This window comes from Variovorax sp. UMC13 (assembly GCF_014170375.1).
In the GTDB taxonomy this organism is placed as follows: Bacteria; Pseudomonadota; Gammaproteobacteria; order Burkholderiales; family Burkholderiaceae_C; genus Variovorax.
Map to the genome: position 1 here is coordinate 96,287 of NZ_LZZW01000036.1, position 19,400 is coordinate 115,686.

Sequence of the window (19,400 nt, forward strand, 5' to 3'; positions counted from 1 at the left end):
TGATGACGCGCTGAAGGCCGGGGCGCAGGGCCCCGGTGGTGCGAAGGCCGTGGCTTAGCGGCTGACCCAGGTGTCGTAGAGGCCGCCGCGCAGGCCCAGCGGCGAGGTGATCAGGTCGTTGACGCGTTTGTTCTGCACCGCGACCAGGTCCATCTCCATCAGCCAGATGATCGGGCTGTCGTCGACCAGCAGGCGCTGCAGTTCATGGAACAGCTGGTTGCGCTTGGCGCGGTCGGTCTCGGTCTGCGCCGCCACCCAGCGCTGGTCGACTTCGGGGTTGCTGTACTGCGAGACGTTGCCGAACGGGACCTTCGGATTGATCATCTTCGACCAGGTCTGGCGCTGCACGCCCAGCGTCGGGTCGGCCATGCCGATGGACCAGGTGGAGGTCATGTTGAAGTCGTACTCGTTGTGCACCTGGCGGACGAAGGTGGGGTAGTCGCGGCTGCGCAATTCGACGTCGATGCCCACCCGTGCCAGGGCCTGCTTGATGTACTCGCCCATGCGGCGGTAGTCCTCGCCGAAGGGCGAGACGTCGTGCACGATCTTGGTCCGCATGCCGTTGGCGCCGCGCTTGAGGCCGGCCTCGTCGAGCAGGCGGTTGGCGATCTCGAGCCGGTCCTTGACGTCGAACTTGGTGACGCCTTCGTCGGTGAACGCGCCCGAGGCCTTGACGAAGGACGAGATCGGTCCGACCGCCGGCTTGCCGAAGCCGTACCAGACGTTCTTGACCACGAAGTTGCGATCGATCGCATAGGCGATGGCCTGGCGCACCCGCTTGTCGTCGAGTGGCGGCCGCTTCACGTTGAGCTCGAGCATCATGACCGGCGCGATGGCTTCGTAGCCGCCCTTGGCGATCGTGATGTTGGGCAGCTTCTCGAGGCGCCGCATCTCCACCGGATTGATGGTGCCGAAGGTCGCCACGTCGATCTCGCCGCGCTCCACCGCGGCCGCGCGGGTCGCGCCGTCGGCGATGAAGCGGAAGATCAGCCGGTCCAGGTAGGGCCGACCCGGACGCCAGTAGTTCTCGTTGCGCGCCAGTTCGATGAAGTTGCCCTTCTCCCAGCGCACGAACTTGAAGGGCCCGGTGCCGACGGGCTGGTTGACCGCCGGGTTGTTGCGGAAGTCGGTGCCCTCGTAGAGGTGCTTCGGAACGATCGGCGCCTCGAGGCTGGACAGGCCCATCATCAACGGCGGGTAGGGATAGGCCAGGTTGAGCACGGCGGTCCTCGCGTCCGGCGTGTCGATCGAGGTCACGGGCCCGAGGTTGCCCTGGCCGCGCGGGTGGTAGTCCTTGACGACCTTGAGCAGCGAGAACTGCACGTCGGCGCTGCTGAAGGGCTTGCCGTCGTGCCACTTCACGCCCTCGCGCAGCTTGAAGGTGATCTTCTTGCCGTCGGGACTCACCGTCCACGACTCCGCCAGCGAGGGCTTGGGCTGCAGGTTCATGTCGTACTCGAGCAGGCCATCGAAGATCTTGGTGGCCAGCTCCGCGGTGGTGGGCGCCGAGCTCAGCGCGTTGGTGATCAGCGCCGGCTCGGGCGAGGTGGTGATCACCACCGTGCCGCCCGACTGCGGCGCGGCGGCGGCCATCGACGCGGCGAACATGACCGACATTGCACAGGCAAGCTGGCGAAGACGCTTGAATGACTTCATTCGGGTACTCCTGATGTGACGAATGCGTTGCACCGTGTTCGTTGCAACTTCTGGGCCAATTTCATCCACAGTGAAAAAATGAACCGTTCCGACGTGGATTGCGAGGAGAACGGCATCGGATCGACTTCCTCATTCAGCCGTTCACAGGACACCTGCTCTCCCGCTCGAACCAATCTGGCGCCGATACGCCCCAGAAAGATGCAAGTACGAACGGAAATTTATCGTGTGAATGAAATTTGACCTATCCGCATCTTCACCAACGACACAGAAATTCACTGGTGGTATAAGGCTTGGCCGAGCGGTCGAAGGGTCGCTCGTCGCACCAACCAAGAGGAAGCACATGGCCGTCGAAGAAGACCTGGACGCCGAGACCCTGCGGGGCCTGGGCGATCGCCTGCGCAAGCTGCGCGCCGAGAGGCACATGACCCTGGCGGCGCTGTCGGAGCGCAGCCAGATCTCTGTGGGCATGTTGAGCCATATTGAACGCGGCAAGAGTTCGCCCTCGTTGAAGACGCTGGACCGGCTGCGCATCGCCCTGGGCGTGCCGCTGGCCAGCTTCTTCGACACCGACGCCGGCCAGAGCCAGGAACGCAGCGTGGTGACGCGTGTGCACCAGCGCTCCGCGCTGCTGTTCAGCGACTCGGGATTGACCAAGGAACTGCTGTCCCCGGCCGGCCACCGCGAACTCGAGATGCTGATCCTGAGCATCGAACCCGGCGGCAGTTCGGGCCCGGACCCGTGGCGCCGCGTGGGTGAGAAATGCGGCATGGTGCTGCAGGGCCGCTTCGAACTGCAGGTGGGCGAGCAGCGCTACATCCTGGACGAGGGCGATGCCTTCCAGTTCGACAGCGCGCAACCCCATCGCTTCACCAACCTGGCCACGGGCACCACGCGCGTGATGTGGATCATCAAGTCGGAAGAGGCGGGCTGACCCCGCCGCGCGTGACTAGGCCGAGGCCGCGGCTTCGGCCCGCTTCGCCGCCAGCGCCACATACCAATCCAGGCTGCCCGGGTTGGCCATCGCTTCGCGGTTGACCACCTTCTCGATCGGCTGCCCGAGCAGCAGCTTCTTGATCGGCAGCTCCTGCTTCTTGCCCGAGAGCGTGCGTGGGATCTCGGCCACCTGGAAGATGTCGTTGGGCAGGAAGCGCGGCGACAGCGAGGTCTTGATCGCGTCGTTGATCCTGGCGCGCATCGCGTCGTCGAGCGCGACGCCCGGGCGCAGCACCACGAACAGCGGCATGTAGCTGTCGCGGCCCAGGTACTCGAGGTCGACCACCATCGAGTCCAGCACCTCGGGCAGGCCCTCGACCGCGCTGTAGATCTCGCTGGTGCCCATGCGCAGGCCCTGGCGGTTGATGGTGGCGTCGCTGCGGCCGTAGATGATGCAGCCGCCGTCCTCGCCCACCTTGAGCCAGTCGCCGTGGCGCCAGACGCCGGGGTAGGTGTCGAAGTAGCTCGAGAGGTAGCGCGGCCCCGGCTCGACGCCGGGCCGCCCCAAGTCGGAGCCGGACCCCCTCGGGGGGTGGGCGGCTTCGCCGCCCGGGGGCTGCACGATCGGCTCGTCGCCCCAGAAGTACAGCGGCATCGAGGGGATGGGCTGCACGCAGACCAGCTCGCCGACCTCGCCGATCACCGGCTGGCCCTTTTCGTTCCAGGCCTCGACCGCGTGGCCGATCTGGCGGCACTGCATCTGGCCCGGCACTTCAGGCAGCTCGCGGTTGCCGCCGACGAAGGCGCCGCAGAAATCCGTGCCGCCCGAGATGTTGCACCACCAGATGTCCTTCGAACCCGCGGCGCGGAACTGCGCGCTGCCCCAACGCTGCACTTCCTCCGACAGCGGCGAGCCGGTGCTGCCCAGCACGCGCACACGCGACAGGTCGCCACAGGCCGAGGCCTCGACGCCGGCCTTCATGCAATGCGTGAAGTAGGCCGCGCCAGCGCCGAAGAAGGTCACGCGGTGCTTGGCGACGAAGCGCCAGAGCACGCTCCAGTCGGGCTTCTCCTTGCTGCCGGCCGGGTTGCCGTCGTAGAGCACGATGGTGGTGCCCGCGGCCAGGCCCGCGAGCTGGCAGTTCCACATGACCCAGCCGGTGGAGCTGTACCAGTGGAAGCGCTCGCCGAAGTTGTTGGCGCCGTAGCTGGCGCCGAAGTCGTTGTGCAGCCCGCAGGCGTACATGGTCATGATGATGCCGCCTTGCCCATGCACGATGGGCTTGGGCAGGCCGGTGGTGCCGCTCGAGTAGACGATCCAGATCGGATGGTCGAAGGGCAGCCACTCGGGCTCGAAGGCCGCGACCTCGGCGTCGTCGCGCGCGATGGCTTCGGTCCAGTCGGCGTCGGCCTCGATCTGCGTCGCTGCAAAAGGCGTGCGCAGCAGCAGCAGCTTGCGCACGCTGGGCAGCTGGCCGCGCAGTTCCTGCACCACCGCGCTGCGATCCAGCGCCTTGCCGCCGTAGTGCACGCCGTCGGCCGCGATCAGCAACGTGGGCTCGATCTGGCGGAGGCGGTCGACCACCGCGGCCGTGCCCATGTCGGGCGCGCACACGCTCCACACGGCGCCGATGCTGGTGCAGGCCAGGAAGGCGACCATGGTCTCGGGGATGTTGGGCAGGTAGGCCGCGACGCGGTCGCCGCGCCGCACGCCCAGCGCGCGCAAGCTGAGCGCCGCCGACGCGACCTGGCGCCGCAGCTCGGGCCAGCTCATCTCGCGCACCTGGCCGCGCTCGTCGTCGCTCACGATCGCCGGCATGCCCGCGGCGTGGGCCGCGTCGACATGGCGCAGCACTTCGCGCGCGTAGTTGACCTGTGCGCCGGGGAACCACACGGCGCCGGGCATGCGGTGCTCGGCCAGCACCGCGCTGTAGGGCGTGGGCGAGTGCATGCCGGCGTAGTCCCAGATGCTCTGCCAGAAGGCGTCGAGCTCGGTGGTCGACCAGCGCCACAGCGTGTCGTAGTCGTCGAAGCGCAGGCCGCGATGGTCACGCAGCCAGTCCTGGTAGAGACGGAGTTGGGGAACGTTCGGTGGTGCTGGATTCATGAGGATTCGAAGCTTACGGCGCGCACCGCCGCCGCGCCCCACGGGAATGCCCGATGGCGCCGCGCGACTGTCCCGCGCGCGACGCGTCGCACTCGCTTCAGGGCGCGCGCGGTCCCCGGGTTGCCGGCTTCTTCTTGTCGCCGCCGAACAGCCGCTCGACCTGCTGGCCGATGCGCGCGCCGATGGCCGTGCCCACGCCCGGCAGCACGGCGGTGCCGACGGCCGCGCCGGTGAGCGCGCCGCCGGTCAGCGAGAGTTCGGGATCGTCGAGCGTGCCGCCGAGCTTGAGCGGCACGCCGACCACGCCGTCGACGATGTCGACCGCCACCTCGCCATCGAGCTTGCGCAGGAAGATGCGCGCGCTGCCGGTGGCCGTGAGCACGCCGGAGCGTGCCTTCAGGTCGCTGTACTGCAGCCGCGTGCCGTCGCCCGTGGCCTGGGTGTCGAGGGTGCCGGTGAGCGAGTCGAGCGGCGTGCGCCCGCCCCGGCTGGTGCCCGCGCTGCGGATCGCCTTGGCCAGGTCGAAGCGGGTCAGCGTGGCCGGCTGCACCGTGAAGCGGGTGCGCGTGTGGGCGCTGCGCCAGAGCGCGCCCGCGTCCGCACCGGTGGCGCGCAACTCGGTGCGCCCGTTGACCTTGCCGGCCACGGGCGTGGAACGCCCGAAGCTTTTCATGAGCTGCTCGATGTCGACGTTGCGCGGCTCGAGTTGGCCGGTCAGCAGCAGGCTGCCGTCCTGGGCCGTCTCGAGCGCGGTCTGGCCGTTCCACGTGCCGCCGCCCACGTCGATCAGCGTGCGCCAGCGGTCCGCATCGCCTTCGCGCTCGAGGCGCAGGCGGACCGGGCTCGAGGCGTCGGCGGCCCGGCGCAGCTCGGCGCTGCGCGGGCGCCAGTGCGGATCGAAGTCGATCTCGCCGTCGTAGGCCAGCGCGATCTCGCGCCGGTCGATCCAGGTGACGTCGGTGAAGCGGACCTGCGCGACGGGCAGCGGGTCCAGCGTCCAGGCGCCGCCGCCCGGCGGCGATACCGCATCGCCCTGGCCACGGAAGGCCCGCACCGAAGCGCGCGGCAGGGCCACGCCGTCGGCCTCGGCCCAATCGATGCGGATGCGGCGCTCGAGCAGCGTGCGCCAGGGCGCGCGCAACTCGAGCCGGCGCACGCGGATCGGAGCGTCCTGCATGGTCGCCACCTCTTCCAGCACCAGGCGCGGCGTCGGCAGCACCGACCAGTGCAGGCCGCCGATGCGCAGGCCGATGCCGGTGCGCTGCTCGAACTCGGCCTGCGCACGCGCGGCCAGCTCGGCGTTGCTGGGCACCCACCAAGCGAGCAGCCCGGCGGCCACCGCGAGCGCGGTCGCGCCACCTGCCAGCCAGAGCACCGAGCGTTTCATGCGGCGAGCTTAGCCGCGCGGGGGTGACAGGCCGTGTAGTCGCGGGGCGCGTCCTGTCGCTATAGTTTTGACCATCTTTCTCTGGAGTCTCCATGGCCATCTGGCAAAAACCCCTCTCGCTCGACATGATGGCGAAGGCTGCGGTCAACACCGCGTCCGCCCACCTGGGCATCGAATTCATCGAGATCGGCGACGACTTCCTGCGCGGCCGCGTGCCGGTGGACCAGCGCACGGTGCAGCCCTTCGGCTTGCTGCACGGCGGCGTGTCGGTGGTGCTGGCCGAGACGCTGGGGTCGATGGGGGCCTACTATTCCTCGCCCGAAGGCCATGCCGCCGTGGGCCTGGACATCAACGCCAACCACCTGCGCTCGGCCCGCAGCGGCTGGGTCACGGGCACCGCCAGGCCGGTGCACCGCGGCCGCACGGTCCAGGTCTGGCAGATCGACCTGACGAACGAAGCCGGCGAGCTGACCTGCGTGTCGCGCATCACCATGTCCATGCTGCTCCCCAGGTAAAACGGCTCTCCCCCGAGGTCTCGCGCACTTCGTGTCGCTTCGCCTTCCCCCTCCGGGGGCGACGCCAGCGGCCCGGCAAAGCCGGTTCCGCGGCAGCACTTGGCTCTCCCCCGAGGTCTCGCGCACTTCGTGTCGCTTCGCCTTCCCCCTCCGGGGGCGACGCCAGCGGCCCGGCAAAGCCGGTTCCGCGGCGTCTTGCGAACAGATTCCCCTCGTCGTTTGAAGCGTTGATTCATGCCGATCCGGGCCGCCAAAGCGCCTCGGAGCGGGCATCATCGGGCGCACTACAAACGAGGAGAAATCAATGTCCGGAATCTTCCAATGGCGCGAGGTGCAGGCCACCGAGGGCGCGGTCGTGGCGCCCGACGAGCGGCTGCCCTGGCCGCAGACCGCCGCGATGGGCGTGCAGCACGTGATCGCGATGTTCGGTGCCACGGTGCTGGCGCCGATCCTGATGGGCTTCAACCCCAACATCGCGATCCTGATGAGCGGCGTCGGCACCCTGCTCTTCTTCTTCATCACCGGCGGGCGCGTGCCCAGCTACCTGGGCTCGAGCTTCGCCTTCATCGGCGTGGTGATCGCGGCCAGCGGCTATGCGGGCACCGGCCCCAACGCCAACCTGGCGGTGGCGCTGGGCGGCATCGTGGCCTGCGGCGTGCTCTACATCCTGATCGGCCTGCTGGTGCAGGCCATCGGCACCGGCTGGATCGAGCGCTTCATGCCGCCGGTGGTGACCGGCGCCGTGGTGGCGGTGATCGGGCTCAACCTGGCCAACGTGCCGATCAAGAACATGGCGGCGAACAACTTCGACGCCTGGATGCAGGCCGTGACCTTCCTCTGCGTGGGCCTGGTGGCGGTGTTCGCGCGCGGCATGGTGCAGCGCCTGCTGATCCTGGTCGGGCTGATCCTGGCGACGGTGGTCTATGCGGCGCTCACCAACGGCCTGGGCCTGGGCAAGCCGATGGACCTGAGCGGCATCGCCAAGGCGGCCTGGTTCGGCCTGCCGGTGTTCACCACGCCGGTGTTCACCGGCAGCGCGATGCTGCTGATCGCCCCGGTGGCGATCATCCTGGTGGCCGAGAACCTGGGCCACCTGAAGGCCGTGACGGCCATGACCGGGCGCAACCTGGACCCGCTGATGGGCCGCGCCTTCATCGCCGACGGCGTGGCGACGGTGGTCAGCGGCTCGGCCGGCGGCACCGGCGTGACCACCTATGCCGAGAACATCGGCGTGATGGCCGCCACCCGCATCTACTCCACGGCGGTGTTCGTGGTGGCCGCGCTGATCGCGCTGGTGCTGGGCTTCTCGCCCAAGTTCGGCGCGCTGATCCAGGCCATCCCGCTGCCGGTGATGGGCGGCGTGAGCATCGTGGTGTTCGGCCTGATCGCGGTCGCGGGCGCCAAGATCTGGGTCGACAACAAGGTCGACTTCTCGCAAAACCGCAACCTGATCGTGGCGGCGATCACGCTGATCATCGGCACCGGCGACTTCACGCTCAAGTTCGGCCAGTTCGCGCTGGGCGGCATCGGGACCGCCACCTTTGGCGCGATCATCCTGTGGGCGCTGCTGGGCCGCGCACGCAACGCCTGAAGCGGCACCGGGCACGGCCCGAGTTGAAACGCGATGCAAGAAATGTGTGGGCCGGCGGGGCTGAAGCCCCAACGGCCCCACCCGGCACAGCGGCAGGCCGTTAGACTTCAACGCTTTTCGGACGACCTTTTCACATGGCCGATGCTTCCGCCGCGCGCACCAAGGCGGTTTTCGAATTCAAGAGCGCCACGCTGCCGCTGGTGGCGCTGATCCTCAAGACGACGGACCTCGGCGTGCTGACGACGGCGCTCGACGCCCAGCTGGCCGACTCGCCCGACTTTTTCGAGCAGGAGCCGGTGGTCATCGACCTGTCCCAGCTGCCCGAGGACGACACGGCCGCCCCGCTCGACTTCACAGTGCTGCGCGACCTGCTCGCGCGCCACCAGACCCAGCCGATCGCGGTGCGCGGCGGCAACGACGCCCAGAACGCCGCGGCGCGCGCCGCCGGCCTGTCGATCGCCGCGATGCCGGTCACGCCCACCCCGCGCGCACCCGCGCCGCCTTCCGCGGCCCCGGCCAGCGAGGCGCCGCAGATCGTGCGCGAGGTGCAGGTGCCCGCCAACGGCACGCTGGTCATCGACCGGCCGCTGCGCTCGGGCCAGCAGGTCTACGCCCGCGGCGGCGACGTGATCGTGATGGCGGTGGTGAACTTCGGCGCCGAGGTCATCGCCGACGGCAACGTGCATGTCTACGCACCGCTGCGCGGCAAGGCCATCGCCGGCGCGCGCGGCAACACCGAGGCCCGCATCTTCACAACCTGCATGGAAGCGCAGCTGGTGGCGATCGCCGGCATCTACCGCACCTCCGAAATCGCGCTGCCGGCCAACCTGGCGGGCAAGGCGGTCCAGATCCATCTGGACGACAAGAAAATTCTCATGGAGCCGATCCTCTGATCGCCGCTCCCGCAGCAGCAACTGAACAACCGGATAACGAAAGAGGAACGGCAATGGCCAAAATTGTGGTGGTGACCTCGGGCAAGGGCGGCGTCGGCAAGACGACCACGAGCGCAAGCTTCGCGTCGGGCCTGGCCCTGGCGGGCAAGAAGACGGCCGTGATCGACTTCGACGTCGGCCTGCGCAACCTCGACCTGATCATGGGCTGCGAACGCCGCGTGGTGTACGACCTGATCAACGTGATCCAGGGCGAGGCCAACCTGAACCAGGCGCTGATCAAGGACAAGCAGTGCGACAACCTGTTCGTGCTGGCCGCCTCGCAGACGCGCGACAAGGAAGCCCTGACCGAGGAAGGCGTCGAGAAGGTGCTCAAGGACCTGGCGGCGATGGACTTCGACTACATCGTCTGCGACTCCCCCGCGGGCATCGAGACCGGCGCCATGATGGCCATGCACTTCGCCGACGAGGCGCTGATCGTGACCAACCCCGAAGTCTCCTCGGTGCGCGACTCCGACCGCATCCTGGGCATGCTGGGCAGCAAGACCCAGCGCGCCAAGGACGGCGGCGAGCCGATCAAGGAGCACCTGCTGATCACCCGCTACAACCCGAACCGCGTGGCCGGCGGCCAGATGCTGTCGCTGGAAGACATCCAGGACATCCTGCGCATCAAGCTGATCGGCGTGATCCCGGAATCGGAAACCGTGCTGAACGCCTCCAACCAGGGCATCCCCGCGATCCACGACAAGGGCACCGACGTGTCGGAGGCCTACAGCGACGTGGTGGCGCGCTTCCTCGGCGAAGACCGCCCGATGCGCTTCATCGACGCGGAGAAACCCGGCTTCTTCAAGCGCATCTTCGGAGGCAAATGAGCATGTCCTTCCTTTCCTTTCTTCTCGGCGAAAAGAAGAAGACGGCCAGCGTCGCCAAGGAACGCCTGCAGATCATCCTGGCCCACGAGCGCTCCAGCCTGAGCGCCAAGCGGCCCGAATACCTGGCCGACCTGCAGCGCGAACTGGTGGCGGTGATCTCCAAGTACGTGTCGATCAGCCCCGAGGACATCAAGGTCCACCTGGAACGCCAGGACGACCTGGAAGTGCTGGACATCAAGATCGAACTGCCCGAAAGCACGGCCGTCCCGGCCCGCTGAGGCCTTCTTCGCTTCGACCGCGCGCATCCGCGCGCTAGAGTCGGGGGGCAGGGAGGGGCAAAGCCGCCACGGCACACGATGGCGCACGACCCCTGGAGTTGCAGATGACGACATTGAAGCCCCTCGAGTGGGACGCGCCCAAGAAGGCAACGCCTGCCGAATCGGCGGACGCCGAAGGTTTTTTGTGGCCCAGCCCGCCGGGCGGCGCCTACCCGCCCCCGCGCGTGCAGACCGAGCCCCTGCCCTGCGACATCCGCGGCACCAACGGCCAGCACGCGGCCGGCCGCATGACCTTCTTCATTCCCGACCAGGCCGTGGCGCTGGTGCAGCTGCCGCGCGCGCGCACCACGGTGCCGCTGCGCTTCGACCAGTTCCAGTCGATCATGCTGACCACCCCGATGGCGCCGCTGGCCACGCCCGCGGTGGACCCGCAGTCGGGCGTGCCGCGCGAGCCGGCCAGCGCCGCGGTGCGCGTGATCATGAAGGACGGCACCGAGCGCCAGAGCCGCACGGTCGGCCATGTGGAGAGCCCGTTCGGCCTGTTCCTGTTCCCGCCGGCCGGTGAAGACGGCGGCGTGCTGCGCGAGTTCCTGCCGCGCTCGGCCTTCGCCCGCTTCGAGGTCGACGCCCCCTCCGACGACGGCGACCCGGCGCAAGCGCTGTCCACGCCGCTGCTGTCGCGCATCGTCACCACCGCCGCCGAGCTGGTCGAGGCGCTGCAGCACCAGGCGCGCATGCCGATGGTGCGCATCGGCGAAGCGCTGATCTCGCTGGGCATGGTGAGCGCCGACGACCTGCGCGATGCGCTGGCCCACCAGCAGAAGGACCGCGGCGTGCCGCTGGGCGAGCTGCTGGTGCGCCGCGGCGTGGTGTCGCGGGCCGACCTGCAGGTGGCGCTGACGCGCAAGATGGGCTACCCGCTGGTCGACGTCGACGTGTTCGTGCCCGAGCCCGAGGCGCTGCGCAAGATCGCCTATGCCGCGGCCCAGCGCCTGCAGGTGATGCCGCTGATGATGAGCGAGGGCCGGCTGGTGGTGGCGCTGGACGATCCGGCCAACCGCCGCGCGGCGGTCGACGAGGTCGAGTTCATCGCCCAGATGAAGGTGGCGCCGGTGCTGGCGCAGTGCCGCGACATGGAGCGCGGGCTGCACGCCGCCTACGACAAGATCGGCGCAGCCTCGGACAGCCGCTTCTCGCAGGCGTTGCGCCCGATCGAGTTCGAGCCGGGCGACACCACGGCGCTGGTCGAGTCGCTCGAGAAGGAAGGCGAGGACCGGGTCGACGAGGACGCGCCGATCGAGCAGTCCGACAACTCGCTGGTCAAGCTGATCAACCGGATGATCCTGGAGGCGCACACGGGCGGCGTGTCGGACATCCACATCGAGAGCTACCCCGGCCGCGAGAAGATCCGCATCCGCTTCCGCAAGGACGGCCTGCTGCGCACCTACCTCGAGCTGCCCTCGAACTACCGCAACGCGATGATCGCGCGCATCAAGATCATGTGCGACCTCGACATCAGCGAGCGCCGCAAGCCGCAGGACGGCAAGATCAACTTCGCCAAGTTCTCGCCCCAGCACCGCATCGAACTGCGCGTGGCCACCATCCCCACCAACAGCGGCCTGGAAGACGTGGTGATGCGGATCCTGGCCTCGGCCAAGCCGATCGCGCTCGACCGGCTGGGCCTGTCGGAGCTCAACCTGGAGCGCCTGCGCCACGCGGTCGAGCGGCCCTACGGCATGGTGCTGTGCGTGGGCCCCACGGGCTCGGGCAAGACCACCACGCTGCACTCGGCGCTGAGCCACATCAACGTGCCCGAGCGCAAGATCTGGACCGCCGAGGACCCGATCGAAATCACCCAGCCCGGCCTGCGCCAGGTGCAGGTGAACCCGCGCATCGACTGGACCTTCGCCAAGGCGCTGCGGGCCTTCCTGCGGGCCGACCCGGACGTGATCATGGTGGGCGAAATCCGCGACGAGGAGACCGCCAAGATGGCGGTCGAGGCCTCGCTCACGGGCCACCTGGTGCTGTCCACCCTGCACACCAACAGCGCGCCCGAGACCGTGACCCGCCTGCTCGACATGGGCATGGACCCGTTCAACTTCGCCGACTCGCTGCTGGCCGTGCTGGCCCAGCGGCTGGTGCGCCGGCTCTGCACCCACTGCCGCACGAACCGCGACGCGACCGATGCCGAGATCGAGGAGCTGATGGGCGACTACCTGCGCGCCTACGGCGAGGCCGAACAGCCGCCCGAGACCAGCGAAGAGGTGCTGGCGCGCTGGACTGCGCGCCACGGCCAGAACGGCCGGCTGCAGATGTACGCCAGCCCGGGCTGCTCCTTCTGCGACCAGACCGGCTTCAAGGGCCGGGCCGGGCTGCACGAGCTGATGGTGATCTCACGCGAGCTGCGCCACCTGGTGCAGACGGGCGCCCGCGCCGAGGCGCTGCAGGCGACCGCGCTGCGCGAGGGCATGCGCACGCTGCGCCAGGACGGCATCGACAAGGTGCTGGCCGGGCAGACGACCATCGAGGAAGTGCGGTCCACCAGCAACGTCTGAAGCCTGGAGCGGGGCTTCTGTGTGCCAAGGTACACAGCCGCGCAAATAAGTTGAGGAGACTGTCACCTGCAAGAGGTACATTGGACTTCATTCCTCAGCTTCCGGAACGGATCCGCCATGGCATCGAACCAGCAGACGCGCGTTGAGTTGAAGGCGGCAGCCGCCGCCGTGGTGCGCGAACGATTGCGCCAGGCCCTGCCGCTCACGGTCGAACGGCTGAACCACCGCCAGGCCGACCTGATCGAGGACAGCGACATCGAAGCCTACGTGGGCCTCAACTGGCTCGAATGGCACGGCGGCGGCCTGCGCCTGACCATCACCGGGCGCAACGTCTGCGCCCAGATGACCACCGCGCCGGCCTCGGTCTGACCCCGGGCCGGCGGGCGCCGCAGCTTACTGCGCGGCGATGATCTGCGCGATCACACCGGTCGCGATGGCGGCAAGCACGAAGTCGCCGCCCACGCCGACCCACTGGTAGCCGCGCGGCGGCTGCTGCAGGCGATGGCCACGCCAGTCGTCCACCACATAGTTGCGGCCGCGGTACTCGGTCGGCACCCGGCCGCCCCGACGCCACTCGACGTGCGGCTGCGGATAGCCGCGGCGATCTGCGAAGCGGCCGTCGCGGTAATCCTGGCGGTCGTAGCGCTGCTGGTTGTAGCGCTGGTCCTGGCGTTGCTCGTGGGGGCTCTTGATGTAGAGCTGCCCCGGGCGCGGTGGACCGCGATAGTCCCGGTCGTCGCCTCGGCGATCCTGGGCGAAGGCGCTTCCGGCCATGCACAGTGCGAGCACGCCGGCCACGAGAGTGGTGACGCGCTTGGATCTGTTGTTGTTCATCTGGAACTCCTTCTGCGTTGGATGAGGGTTTCAGTATCGGCAGGCCGCGTGTCGCGCAGCCACGGCGCAGGTGCGCATCGCGTGAAGGCGGTAAGCGCGCGTATCCGTACGCGAACACGCCTGCGCCGCCTCAGGACGGCGACATCTGCGTGCTCTGCGGCCCCACGGGCGGCGGGGCCGGATGGCGCGTGCCGCCCGGCAGCTTGCGGCCCAGCGATTCGCCGGCCCGGCGCACCGCCCGGCTGGCGCGCTCGGACACGTTGTCGACGCCGCGGCGGGTGGCGCCCTCGGCGCGGTCCACCCCACGACCCGCGGCATCGGCGCCGCGCTTCGCGCTGCCCAGTACCGTGCCGTCGCGCGGTGGTGGCGGCGTCTTGAGGGTCTGCGCGCGCTGGGCGCGCGGCGGGTTGTCGGCGTTCTGGGCCTGGGCCGCGGCGGGCAGCCCCAGCGCAAGGCCCAGCAGGGCGCCCAGGAACCAGGCGGGTGAAAGAGAAGAAGCTGAGGAGTTCATCGGAGCGCTCCTTGAAGGCGGCGGGACAGGATCAGGTCGGCGATGCCTTCGCATCCTGCGCGTCCTCGGCCGCGGCGCGCGTCAGACGTTCGCTCTTCCAGTACACATCGTCGCCACCGTCGATCCGGTTGAGCACCCGCGCCAGCACGAACAGCAAGTCGCTCAGGCGGTTGAGGTAGTGGCGCAGCGAGGCGTTGATCGCCTCAGCCGCGCCCAGCGCCACCACGGCCCGTTCGGCCCGCCGCGCCACGGTGCGGCACACATGGGCCAGCGAGGCCGCGCGCGTGCCCGCCGGCAGGATGAACTCGGCCAGCCGCGGCAGGGCCGCGTTGTGCGCAGCCAGCGCCTGGTCGAGCTGCAGCAGGGCCTCGTCCTTGAGCAGCGTGTAGCCGGGCATCGAGAGCTCGCCCCCCAGGTTGAACAGCTGGTGCTGCACGTCGACCAGCAGCTCGCGCACCGGCCCCGGCATCGGCTCGCAGAGCAGCACGCCGATCTGTGAGTTGAGCTCGTCGACGTCGCCCATGGCCTGCACCCGCAGGTGGTCCTTGGGGACGCGGGTGTTGTCGCCCAGGCCGGTGCTGCCGTCGTCGCCGGTGCGCGTCGCGATCTGCGTGAGTCGATTGCCCATGGAAGTGCCTTGGAAGAGTGCTGTTCTTAGAATGGTAGACCGCTCCTGGAGACCCACGATGAACGCGCCCGCCACCGCCGACCAGCTCTTGCCCGAATTCCACCTGCGCGAGGTGCCCGCGGCGCTGGTCGACGCGCTCAAGGCGCGCTTCGACCAGCGCTGCTCGACCGCGCTGGCGGTGCGCACCCAGCACGGCCGCGACGAGTCCTCCTTCGAGGCGCCGCCGCCCGCGGCCGTGGTGTTCGCCGAGAGCACGCAGGACGTGGCCGATGCCGTGCGGCTGGCCGGCGCGCACAGCGTGCCGGTGATTCCCTTCGGCGTCGGTTCGTCGCTGGAAGGCCACCTGCTGGCCGTCCAGGGCGGCATCAGCCTCGACCTGGGGCGCATGAACCGCGTGCTGTCGATCAACGCCGACGACCTCACGGTCACGGTGCAGCCCGGCGTCACGCGCAAGCAGCTCAACGACGAGATCAAGAGCACCGGCCTGTTCTTCCCCATCGACCCGGGCGCCGACGCCTCCATCGGCGGCATGGTCGCCACCCGCGCCAGCGGCACGAACGCGGTGCGCTACGGCACCATGCGCGAGAACGTGCTGGGCCTCGAAGTGGTGACGGCCGCCGGCGAAACGATCCGCACCGGCACCCGCGCGCGCAAGTCCTCGGCCGGCTACGACCTCACGCGGCTGATGGTCGGCAGCGAAGGCACGCTGGGCGTGGTGACCGAGATCACTCTGCGCATCTACCCGCTGCCCGAGGCGGTGTCGGCCGCCATCTGCTCCTTCCCGAGCATCGAGGCCGCGGTGCGCACCACCATCGAGACGATCCAGCTGGGCGTGCCGATCGCGCGCGTCGAGCTGATCGACGTGAACACCGTGCGCATGGTCAACGCCTACGCCAAGCTGGGCCTGCGCGAGGAGCCGATGCTGCTGATGGAATTCCACGGCTCGCCCGCGGGCGTCAAGGAGCAGGCCGAGACGGTGCAGGAACTGGCCAGCGGCCATGGCGGCAACGCCTTCGAATGGGCCACCACGCCCGAGGAACGCACCCGCCTGTGGACCGCACGGCACAACGCCTACTTCGCCGCCATCCAGTCGCGCCCGGGCTGCCGCGCGATCTCGACCGACACCTGCGTGCCGATCTCGCGCCTGGCCGACTGCCTGCTCGACTCGGTGGCCGAGGCCGACGCCAGCGGCATTCCCTACTTCCTGGTAGGCCACGTGGGCGACGGCAACTTCCACTTCGGCTACCTGATCGACCCCAACGACGCCGAGGAACGCGCCAAGGCCGAGGTGCTCAACCATGCGCTGGTCTCGCGCGCGATCGCGCTGGAAGGCACCTGCAGCGGCGAGCACGGCATCGGGCTGCACAAGATGGGCTTCCTGGTCGACGAGGCCGGCGCGGGCGCGGTCGACATGATGCGCACCATCAAGCGCGCGCTGGACCCGAAGAACATCATGAACCCGGGGAAGATCTTCAGCCTCTGATCTGTCACCCCGGCAAAAAGCCCGGCCGCTCGCGAGAGCGCCGGGCTTTTTGCATGGCGTGCGGGCCTCAGGTGGCCGTCTGCCGGATCCGGTCGATCAGACCGTTGAGCGCCTCCAGCGAGCCGAAATGGATCGCCAGTTCGCCGCTCTCCTCGACCTTGCCGCCACGCTTGCTGCGCTTCTTGATCCGCACCTCGACCTCGGCGGTCAGCAGGTCGGCCAGCTCTTCCTCGACCCGCAGCAGGTCGCGCGACTTGTCGGCCGCGCCGTTGCGGCGCGGCGAGGGCGTGAGGCTGAAGTCGGCGGCCAGCTTCTTGACCAGCGCCTCGGCCTCGCGCACCGACATCTTCTTGCCCGCGATCTGGTTGGCGGCCGTGATCTGGGTGCCCCGGTCCAGCGACAGCAGCGCGCGCGCGTGGCCCATGTCGATGTCGCCGGCCATCAGCATGGCCTGGGCGGGCTCGGCCAGGTTCAGCAGGCGCAGCAGGTTGCTGGCGGCGCTGCGCGAGCGGCCCACGGCCTGGGCCGCAGCTTCGTGCGTGAGCCCGAACTCCGCCACCAGGCGCTGCAGGCCCTGCGCCTCTTCCAGCGGGTTCAAGTCCTCGCGCTGGATGTTCTCGATCAGCGACATGGCCGCGGCGGCCTCGTTGGGCACGTCGCGCACCAGCACCGGCACGCTGTCCAGGCCGGCCAGCTTGGCGGCGCGGAAGCGGCGCTCACCCGCGATGATCTCGAATTCGGCGTTCTTGGTGGCCGCCGACTCGGCGTCGAGGCGGCGCACCAGGATCGGCTGCATGATGCCCTGCACCTTGATGCTCTCGGCCAGCTCGTAGAGCGCGCCCTCGTCCATGCGGGTGCGCGGCTGGTAGACGCCGGCCACCATCTGCTCGAGCTTGAGCACCGTGGGCTGGGGCGCCGGGGCGTTGGCGTCGGGGGTGGCCGGTTCGTCGGCGCTGCCGTTGAAGGTGGGGCCCAGCAGGGCTTCGAGTCCGCGGCCGAGGCCCTTGGGTTTCTTGGTGGCCATCGAGGTCAGTCTTCTTTGTCTGTGGTCTTCAGGAGGTCGTTCAGCAGCGCGCGGCCCTGGGGCCAGTCGCCCAGGCCGGATTCGCCGTTGAGGTGGCCGGCGGCGCCGGCATCGACGAAACGCGCGCCCCAGTCGGCCGCCATCTGGCGCGAGCGCGCGGCGTCGCAATAGGGATCGTCATTCGCCGCGATCAGCAGCGAAGGAAAAGGCAATCGCTGGCGCACGATGGGCGCCCAGCCGGGAATCATCTGGCGCAGGTCATCGCGTTCCAGGTCGCCGGGCGCCACGAGCAGGGCCGCGCGCACCTTGGCGGTGCTGCGCGAGTGCGCGGCCCAGGCCGCGACCAGGATGCAGCCCAGGCTGTGCGCCACCAGGGCCACCGGGCCGGGCGCGGCCAGCACTTCTTCCTCCAGCCGGGCCAGCCAGTCGCCGCGGCGGGGGTGCATCCATTCGTGCTGCACGACCCGGTGGTCGCCATGCACGGCCTCCCAACGGCTCTGCCAATGTGGCGCATCGCTGTCCTGCCAGCCGGGCAGCAGAAGGATCGTGGTGGTGGCACTCATGACCTATTCCTCGGCCGCATCGGCGGCTGCGGCAGCGGCGGCGGTGCCGGCGTTCTGGGGCTCGACCGGCAGCTCGACCGGCGGGGGCGCGGGCTGGGCCAGCGCGCTGGCCGGCGGCATCTTCTCGACCAGCTCCTGCGCGAAGGCGATGAAGGCCTGGCTGCCGCGCGCCGACGGGTCGAACACCACGCCCGGCAGGCCGTAGCTCGGCGCCTCGGCCAGCCGCACGTTGCGCGGGATCACGGTGTCGAACACCTTGTCGCCGAAATGGCCCTTGAGCTGCTCGCTCACCTGCTGCTGCAAGGTGATGCGCGGGTCGAACATCACGCGCAGCAGGCCGATGATCTGCAGGTTCTTGTTGAGGTTGGCGTGTACCTGCTTGATGGTGTTGACCAGGTCGGTCAGGCCCTCGAGCGCGAAGTACTCGCACTGCATGGGCACGATCACGCCATGGGCCGCGCACAGGCCGTTGAGCGTGAGCATGCTCAGGCTGGGCGGGCAGTCGATCAGGATGAAGTCGTACTCGGCGCCCACGGCCGCCAGCGCGGTGCGCAGGCGCTTCTCGCGGCGGTCCAGCGCGACCATCTCGACCTCGGCGCCGGCCAGCTCGCGGTTGGCGCCCAGCACGTCGTAGTTGCATCGCTCGGCCCGCACGCGGGCCTCGGCCACCGTGGCCGACTCCAGCAGCACGTCGTACACCGTCAGCTCGAGCTGGCGCTTGTCGATGCCCGAACCCATGGTGGCGTTGCCCTGGGGGTCGAGGTCGATCATCAGCACCCGCTGGCCCACCTTGGCCAGGCCGGCGGCGAGGTTCACGGTGGTGGTGGTCTTGCCGACGCCACCCTTCTGGTTGGCAATGCAGAAAATCTTGGCCATCGTCTCTTCTCTCTCAGCGCGACACGGCGAGCTTGATACCGAAGGCGATCAGGAAGACGCCCGCCAGCTTCTCCAGGGTCTGCGAAATGCGCGGATTGGCACGCAGCCGCTCCGCCAGGAAATGGGTCAGCAGCGTCGCCGCCAGGCCGTACAGGAAGGTCAGCACCGCGATGGTCAGGGCCATGAAGGCGAAGGTGCGGAAGCCCTGGTGGCGCGCCGGATCGACGAACAAGGGGAAGAAAGCCATGTAGAAGACGATCGCCTTGGGGTTCAGCAAGGTGATGAACATCGCCTGGCGGAAGAACTGCCGCGGGCGGATGTTGAGGATCGGGGCCGCGCCGGGCTTGGCCAGCAGCATGCGGGCGCCCAGCCAGGCCAGGTAGGCGGCGCCCAGCCACTGCACCGCGTGGAAGGCCGTGGGATAGGCCGCCAGCAGCGCGGCCACGCCGGCCACCGCCATCCACATCAGCACCTGGTCGCCGGCGATCACGCCCAGCGTGGCGGCCAGGCCGCCGCGGATGCCGCCCTTCCCTGTCGAGGTGATCAGGGCCAGGTTGCCGGGGCCTGGGATCGCGAGAAACAGGACGATGGCCGCAACGAATGCGCCGTAATCAGCGATGCCGAACATGGGATGTGCCTGAGGCCGGAGGTGGGAGGGAGCTGCGAGTCTAAGCGAGCCATCCCTGCCACCGACACC

At 69.2% G+C, this 19,400-nt stretch carries 19 protein-coding genes; 9 read left to right on the top strand and 10 right to left on the bottom strand.

The genetic code is table 11. From position 1 onward, the window contains the following. Positions 1 to 54: 54 nt before the first annotated feature. Entirely contained in the window at positions 55 to 1,656 is a 1,602-nt protein-coding gene (locus A9977_RS30020; RefSeq protein ID WP_183028463.1) for an ABC transporter substrate-binding protein, read from the bottom strand. A 340-nt stretch (positions 1,657 to 1,996) separates the two neighbouring features. Between A9977_RS30020 and A9977_RS30025 the strand changes: the two genes are divergently transcribed. After that, entirely contained in the window at positions 1,997 to 2,587 is a 591-nt protein-coding gene (locus A9977_RS30025) for a helix-turn-helix domain-containing protein (protein WP_183028464.1), read from the top strand. A 15-nt stretch (positions 2,588 to 2,602) separates the two neighbouring features. On the opposite strand, the gene A9977_RS30030 is transcribed toward A9977_RS30025, so the two are convergent. After that, positions 2,603 to 4,696, bottom strand: coding sequence for an acetoacetate--CoA ligase (locus A9977_RS30030; protein WP_183028465.1), 2,094 nt, complete (start codon positions 4,694 to 4,696; stop codon positions 2,603 to 2,605). A 97-nt stretch (positions 4,697 to 4,793) separates the two neighbouring features. Next, positions 4,794 to 6,083, bottom strand: a complete 1,290-nt coding sequence (locus A9977_RS30035; RefSeq protein WP_183028466.1) for an AsmA-like C-terminal region-containing protein — start codon at positions 6,081 to 6,083, stop codon at positions 4,794 to 4,796. Positions 6,084 to 6,175: 92 nt separating this feature from the next. Between A9977_RS30035 and A9977_RS30040 the strand changes: the two genes are divergently transcribed. From A9977_RS30040 to A9977_RS30070, 7 genes are all read left to right on the top strand, one after another. After that, complete coding sequence (locus A9977_RS30040) at positions 6,176 to 6,598, top strand: hotdog fold thioesterase (protein ID WP_183028467.1); 423 nt, start codon at positions 6,176 to 6,178, stop codon at positions 6,596 to 6,598. Between the two features lie 304 nt (positions 6,599 to 6,902). Further along, positions 6,903 to 8,189, top strand: a complete 1,287-nt coding sequence (locus tag A9977_RS30045) for a solute carrier family 23 protein (protein WP_183028468.1) — start codon at positions 6,903 to 6,905, stop codon at positions 8,187 to 8,189. Positions 8,190 to 8,323: 134 nt separating this feature from the next. After that, positions 8,324 to 9,082: a septum site-determining protein MinC gene (gene minC / locus A9977_RS30050; RefSeq protein WP_183028469.1), complete on the top strand. Its 759-nt coding sequence runs from the start codon at positions 8,324 to 8,326 to the stop codon at positions 9,080 to 9,082. 53 nt (positions 9,083 to 9,135) lie between these two features. Next, entirely contained in the window at positions 9,136 to 9,951 is an 816-nt protein-coding gene (minD, locus tag A9977_RS30055; RefSeq protein WP_183028470.1) for a septum site-determining protein MinD, read from the top strand. 2 nt (positions 9,952 to 9,953) lie between these two features. After that, the gene (gene minE, locus A9977_RS30060; RefSeq protein ID WP_183028471.1) at positions 9,954 to 10,229 is read left to right on the top strand and encodes a cell division topological specificity factor MinE; all 276 of its coding nucleotides are present in this window, start codon (positions 9,954 to 9,956) and stop codon (positions 10,227 to 10,229) included. A gap of 104 nt (positions 10,230 to 10,333) precedes the next feature. After that, positions 10,334 to 12,784 (top strand): GspE/PulE family protein, encoded by a 2,451-nt coding sequence (locus A9977_RS30065; protein ID WP_183028472.1) that lies wholly within the window; start codon positions 10,334 to 10,336, stop codon positions 12,782 to 12,784. A 117-nt stretch (positions 12,785 to 12,901) separates the two neighbouring features. Next, a complete protein-coding gene (locus tag A9977_RS30070) occupies positions 12,902 to 13,153 on the top strand; it encodes a hypothetical protein (RefSeq protein WP_183028473.1) in 252 nt (83 codons plus the stop codon). 24 nt (positions 13,154 to 13,177) lie between these two features. On the opposite strand, the gene A9977_RS30075 is transcribed toward A9977_RS30070, so the two are convergent. From A9977_RS30075 to A9977_RS30085, 3 genes are all read right to left on the bottom strand, one after another. Continuing rightward, entirely contained in the window at positions 13,178 to 13,618 is a 441-nt protein-coding gene (locus A9977_RS30075; protein WP_183028474.1) for an RcnB family protein, read from the bottom strand. Between the two features lie 130 nt (positions 13,619 to 13,748). After that, entirely contained in the window at positions 13,749 to 14,129 is a 381-nt protein-coding gene (locus A9977_RS30080) for a hypothetical protein (RefSeq protein WP_183028475.1), read from the bottom strand. Between the two features lie 31 nt (positions 14,130 to 14,160). After that, complete coding sequence (locus A9977_RS30085) at positions 14,161 to 14,757, bottom strand: cob(I)yrinic acid a,c-diamide adenosyltransferase (protein ID WP_183028476.1); 597 nt, start codon at positions 14,755 to 14,757, stop codon at positions 14,161 to 14,163. A gap of 58 nt (positions 14,758 to 14,815) precedes the next feature. Here A9977_RS30085 and A9977_RS30090 point away from each other — a divergent pair, with 58 nt between their 5' ends. Further along, complete coding sequence (locus tag A9977_RS30090) at positions 14,816 to 16,240, top strand: FAD-binding oxidoreductase (RefSeq protein WP_183028477.1); 1,425 nt, start codon at positions 14,816 to 14,818, stop codon at positions 16,238 to 16,240. Between the two features lie 67 nt (positions 16,241 to 16,307). Here the strand turns inward: A9977_RS30090 and A9977_RS30095 are convergent, their stop codons facing one another. Genes A9977_RS30095 through A9977_RS30110 form a run of 4 tightly spaced genes read right to left on the bottom strand, consistent with a single transcriptional unit; the run spans position 16,308 to position 19,331 of the window. Then, positions 16,308 to 17,264: a ParB/RepB/Spo0J family partition protein gene (locus A9977_RS30095; protein WP_183028478.1), complete on the bottom strand. Its 957-nt coding sequence runs from the start codon at positions 17,262 to 17,264 to the stop codon at positions 16,308 to 16,310. Positions 17,265 to 17,269: 5 nt separating this feature from the next. Next, complete coding sequence (locus A9977_RS30100) at positions 17,270 to 17,827, bottom strand: alpha/beta hydrolase (RefSeq protein ID WP_183028479.1); 558 nt, start codon at positions 17,825 to 17,827, stop codon at positions 17,270 to 17,272. 3 nt (positions 17,828 to 17,830) lie between these two features. Next, positions 17,831 to 18,703: a ParA family protein gene (locus A9977_RS30105; protein WP_183028480.1), complete on the bottom strand. Its 873-nt coding sequence runs from the start codon at positions 18,701 to 18,703 to the stop codon at positions 17,831 to 17,833. Between the two features lie 13 nt (positions 18,704 to 18,716). After that, positions 18,717 to 19,331 carry a LysE family translocator gene (locus A9977_RS30110; RefSeq protein WP_183028481.1) on the bottom strand — a complete coding sequence of 205 codons (615 nt, stop codon included), beginning with the start codon at positions 19,329 to 19,331 and terminating at the stop codon, positions 18,717 to 18,719. Positions 19,332 to 19,400: the final 69 nt, after the last annotated feature.

What these genes read in the sequence shown, in the direction of transcription:
- A9977_RS30020 (WP_183028463.1), bottom strand. Translation starts at nt 1,656, where the DNA reads ATGAAGTCATTCAAGCGTCTTCGCCAGCTTGCCTGTGCAATGTCGGTC.
- A9977_RS30025 (WP_183028464.1), top strand. Translation starts at nt 1,997, where the DNA reads ATGGCCGTCGAAGAAGACCTGGACGCCGAGACCCTGCGGGGCCTGGGC.
- A9977_RS30030 (WP_183028465.1), bottom strand. Translation starts at nt 4,696, where the DNA reads ATGAATCCAGCACCACCGAACGTTCCCCAACTCCGTCTCTACCAGGAC.
- A9977_RS30035 (WP_183028466.1), bottom strand. Translation starts at nt 6,083, where the DNA reads ATGAAACGCTCGGTGCTCTGGCTGGCAGGTGGCGCGACCGCGCTCGCG.
- A9977_RS30040 (WP_183028467.1), top strand. Translation starts at nt 6,176, where the DNA reads ATGGCCATCTGGCAAAAACCCCTCTCGCTCGACATGATGGCGAAGGCT.
- A9977_RS30045 (WP_183028468.1), top strand. Translation starts at nt 6,903, where the DNA reads ATGTCCGGAATCTTCCAATGGCGCGAGGTGCAGGCCACCGAGGGCGCG.
- minC (WP_183028469.1), top strand. Translation starts at nt 8,324, where the DNA reads ATGGCCGATGCTTCCGCCGCGCGCACCAAGGCGGTTTTCGAATTCAAG.
- minD (WP_183028470.1), top strand. Translation starts at nt 9,136, where the DNA reads ATGGCCAAAATTGTGGTGGTGACCTCGGGCAAGGGCGGCGTCGGCAAG.
- minE (WP_183028471.1), top strand. Translation starts at nt 9,954, where the DNA reads ATGTCCTTCCTTTCCTTTCTTCTCGGCGAAAAGAAGAAGACGGCCAGC.
- A9977_RS30065 (WP_183028472.1), top strand. Translation starts at nt 10,334, where the DNA reads ATGACGACATTGAAGCCCCTCGAGTGGGACGCGCCCAAGAAGGCAACG.
- A9977_RS30070 (WP_183028473.1), top strand. Translation starts at nt 12,902, where the DNA reads ATGGCATCGAACCAGCAGACGCGCGTTGAGTTGAAGGCGGCAGCCGCC.
- A9977_RS30075 (WP_183028474.1), bottom strand. Translation starts at nt 13,618, where the DNA reads ATGAACAACAACAGATCCAAGCGCGTCACCACTCTCGTGGCCGGCGTG.
- A9977_RS30080 (WP_183028475.1), bottom strand. Translation starts at nt 14,129, where the DNA reads ATGAACTCCTCAGCTTCTTCTCTTTCACCCGCCTGGTTCCTGGGCGCC.
- A9977_RS30085 (WP_183028476.1), bottom strand. Translation starts at nt 14,757, where the DNA reads ATGGGCAATCGACTCACGCAGATCGCGACGCGCACCGGCGACGACGGC.
- A9977_RS30090 (WP_183028477.1), top strand. Translation starts at nt 14,816, where the DNA reads ATGAACGCGCCCGCCACCGCCGACCAGCTCTTGCCCGAATTCCACCTG.
- A9977_RS30095 (WP_183028478.1), bottom strand. Translation starts at nt 17,264, where the DNA reads ATGGCCACCAAGAAACCCAAGGGCCTCGGCCGCGGACTCGAAGCCCTG.
- A9977_RS30100 (WP_183028479.1), bottom strand. Translation starts at nt 17,827, where the DNA reads ATGAGTGCCACCACCACGATCCTTCTGCTGCCCGGCTGGCAGGACAGC.
- A9977_RS30105 (WP_183028480.1), bottom strand. Translation starts at nt 18,703, where the DNA reads ATGGCCAAGATTTTCTGCATTGCCAACCAGAAGGGTGGCGTCGGCAAG.
- A9977_RS30110 (WP_183028481.1), bottom strand. Translation starts at nt 19,331, where the DNA reads ATGTTCGGCATCGCTGATTACGGCGCATTCGTTGCGGCCATCGTCCTG.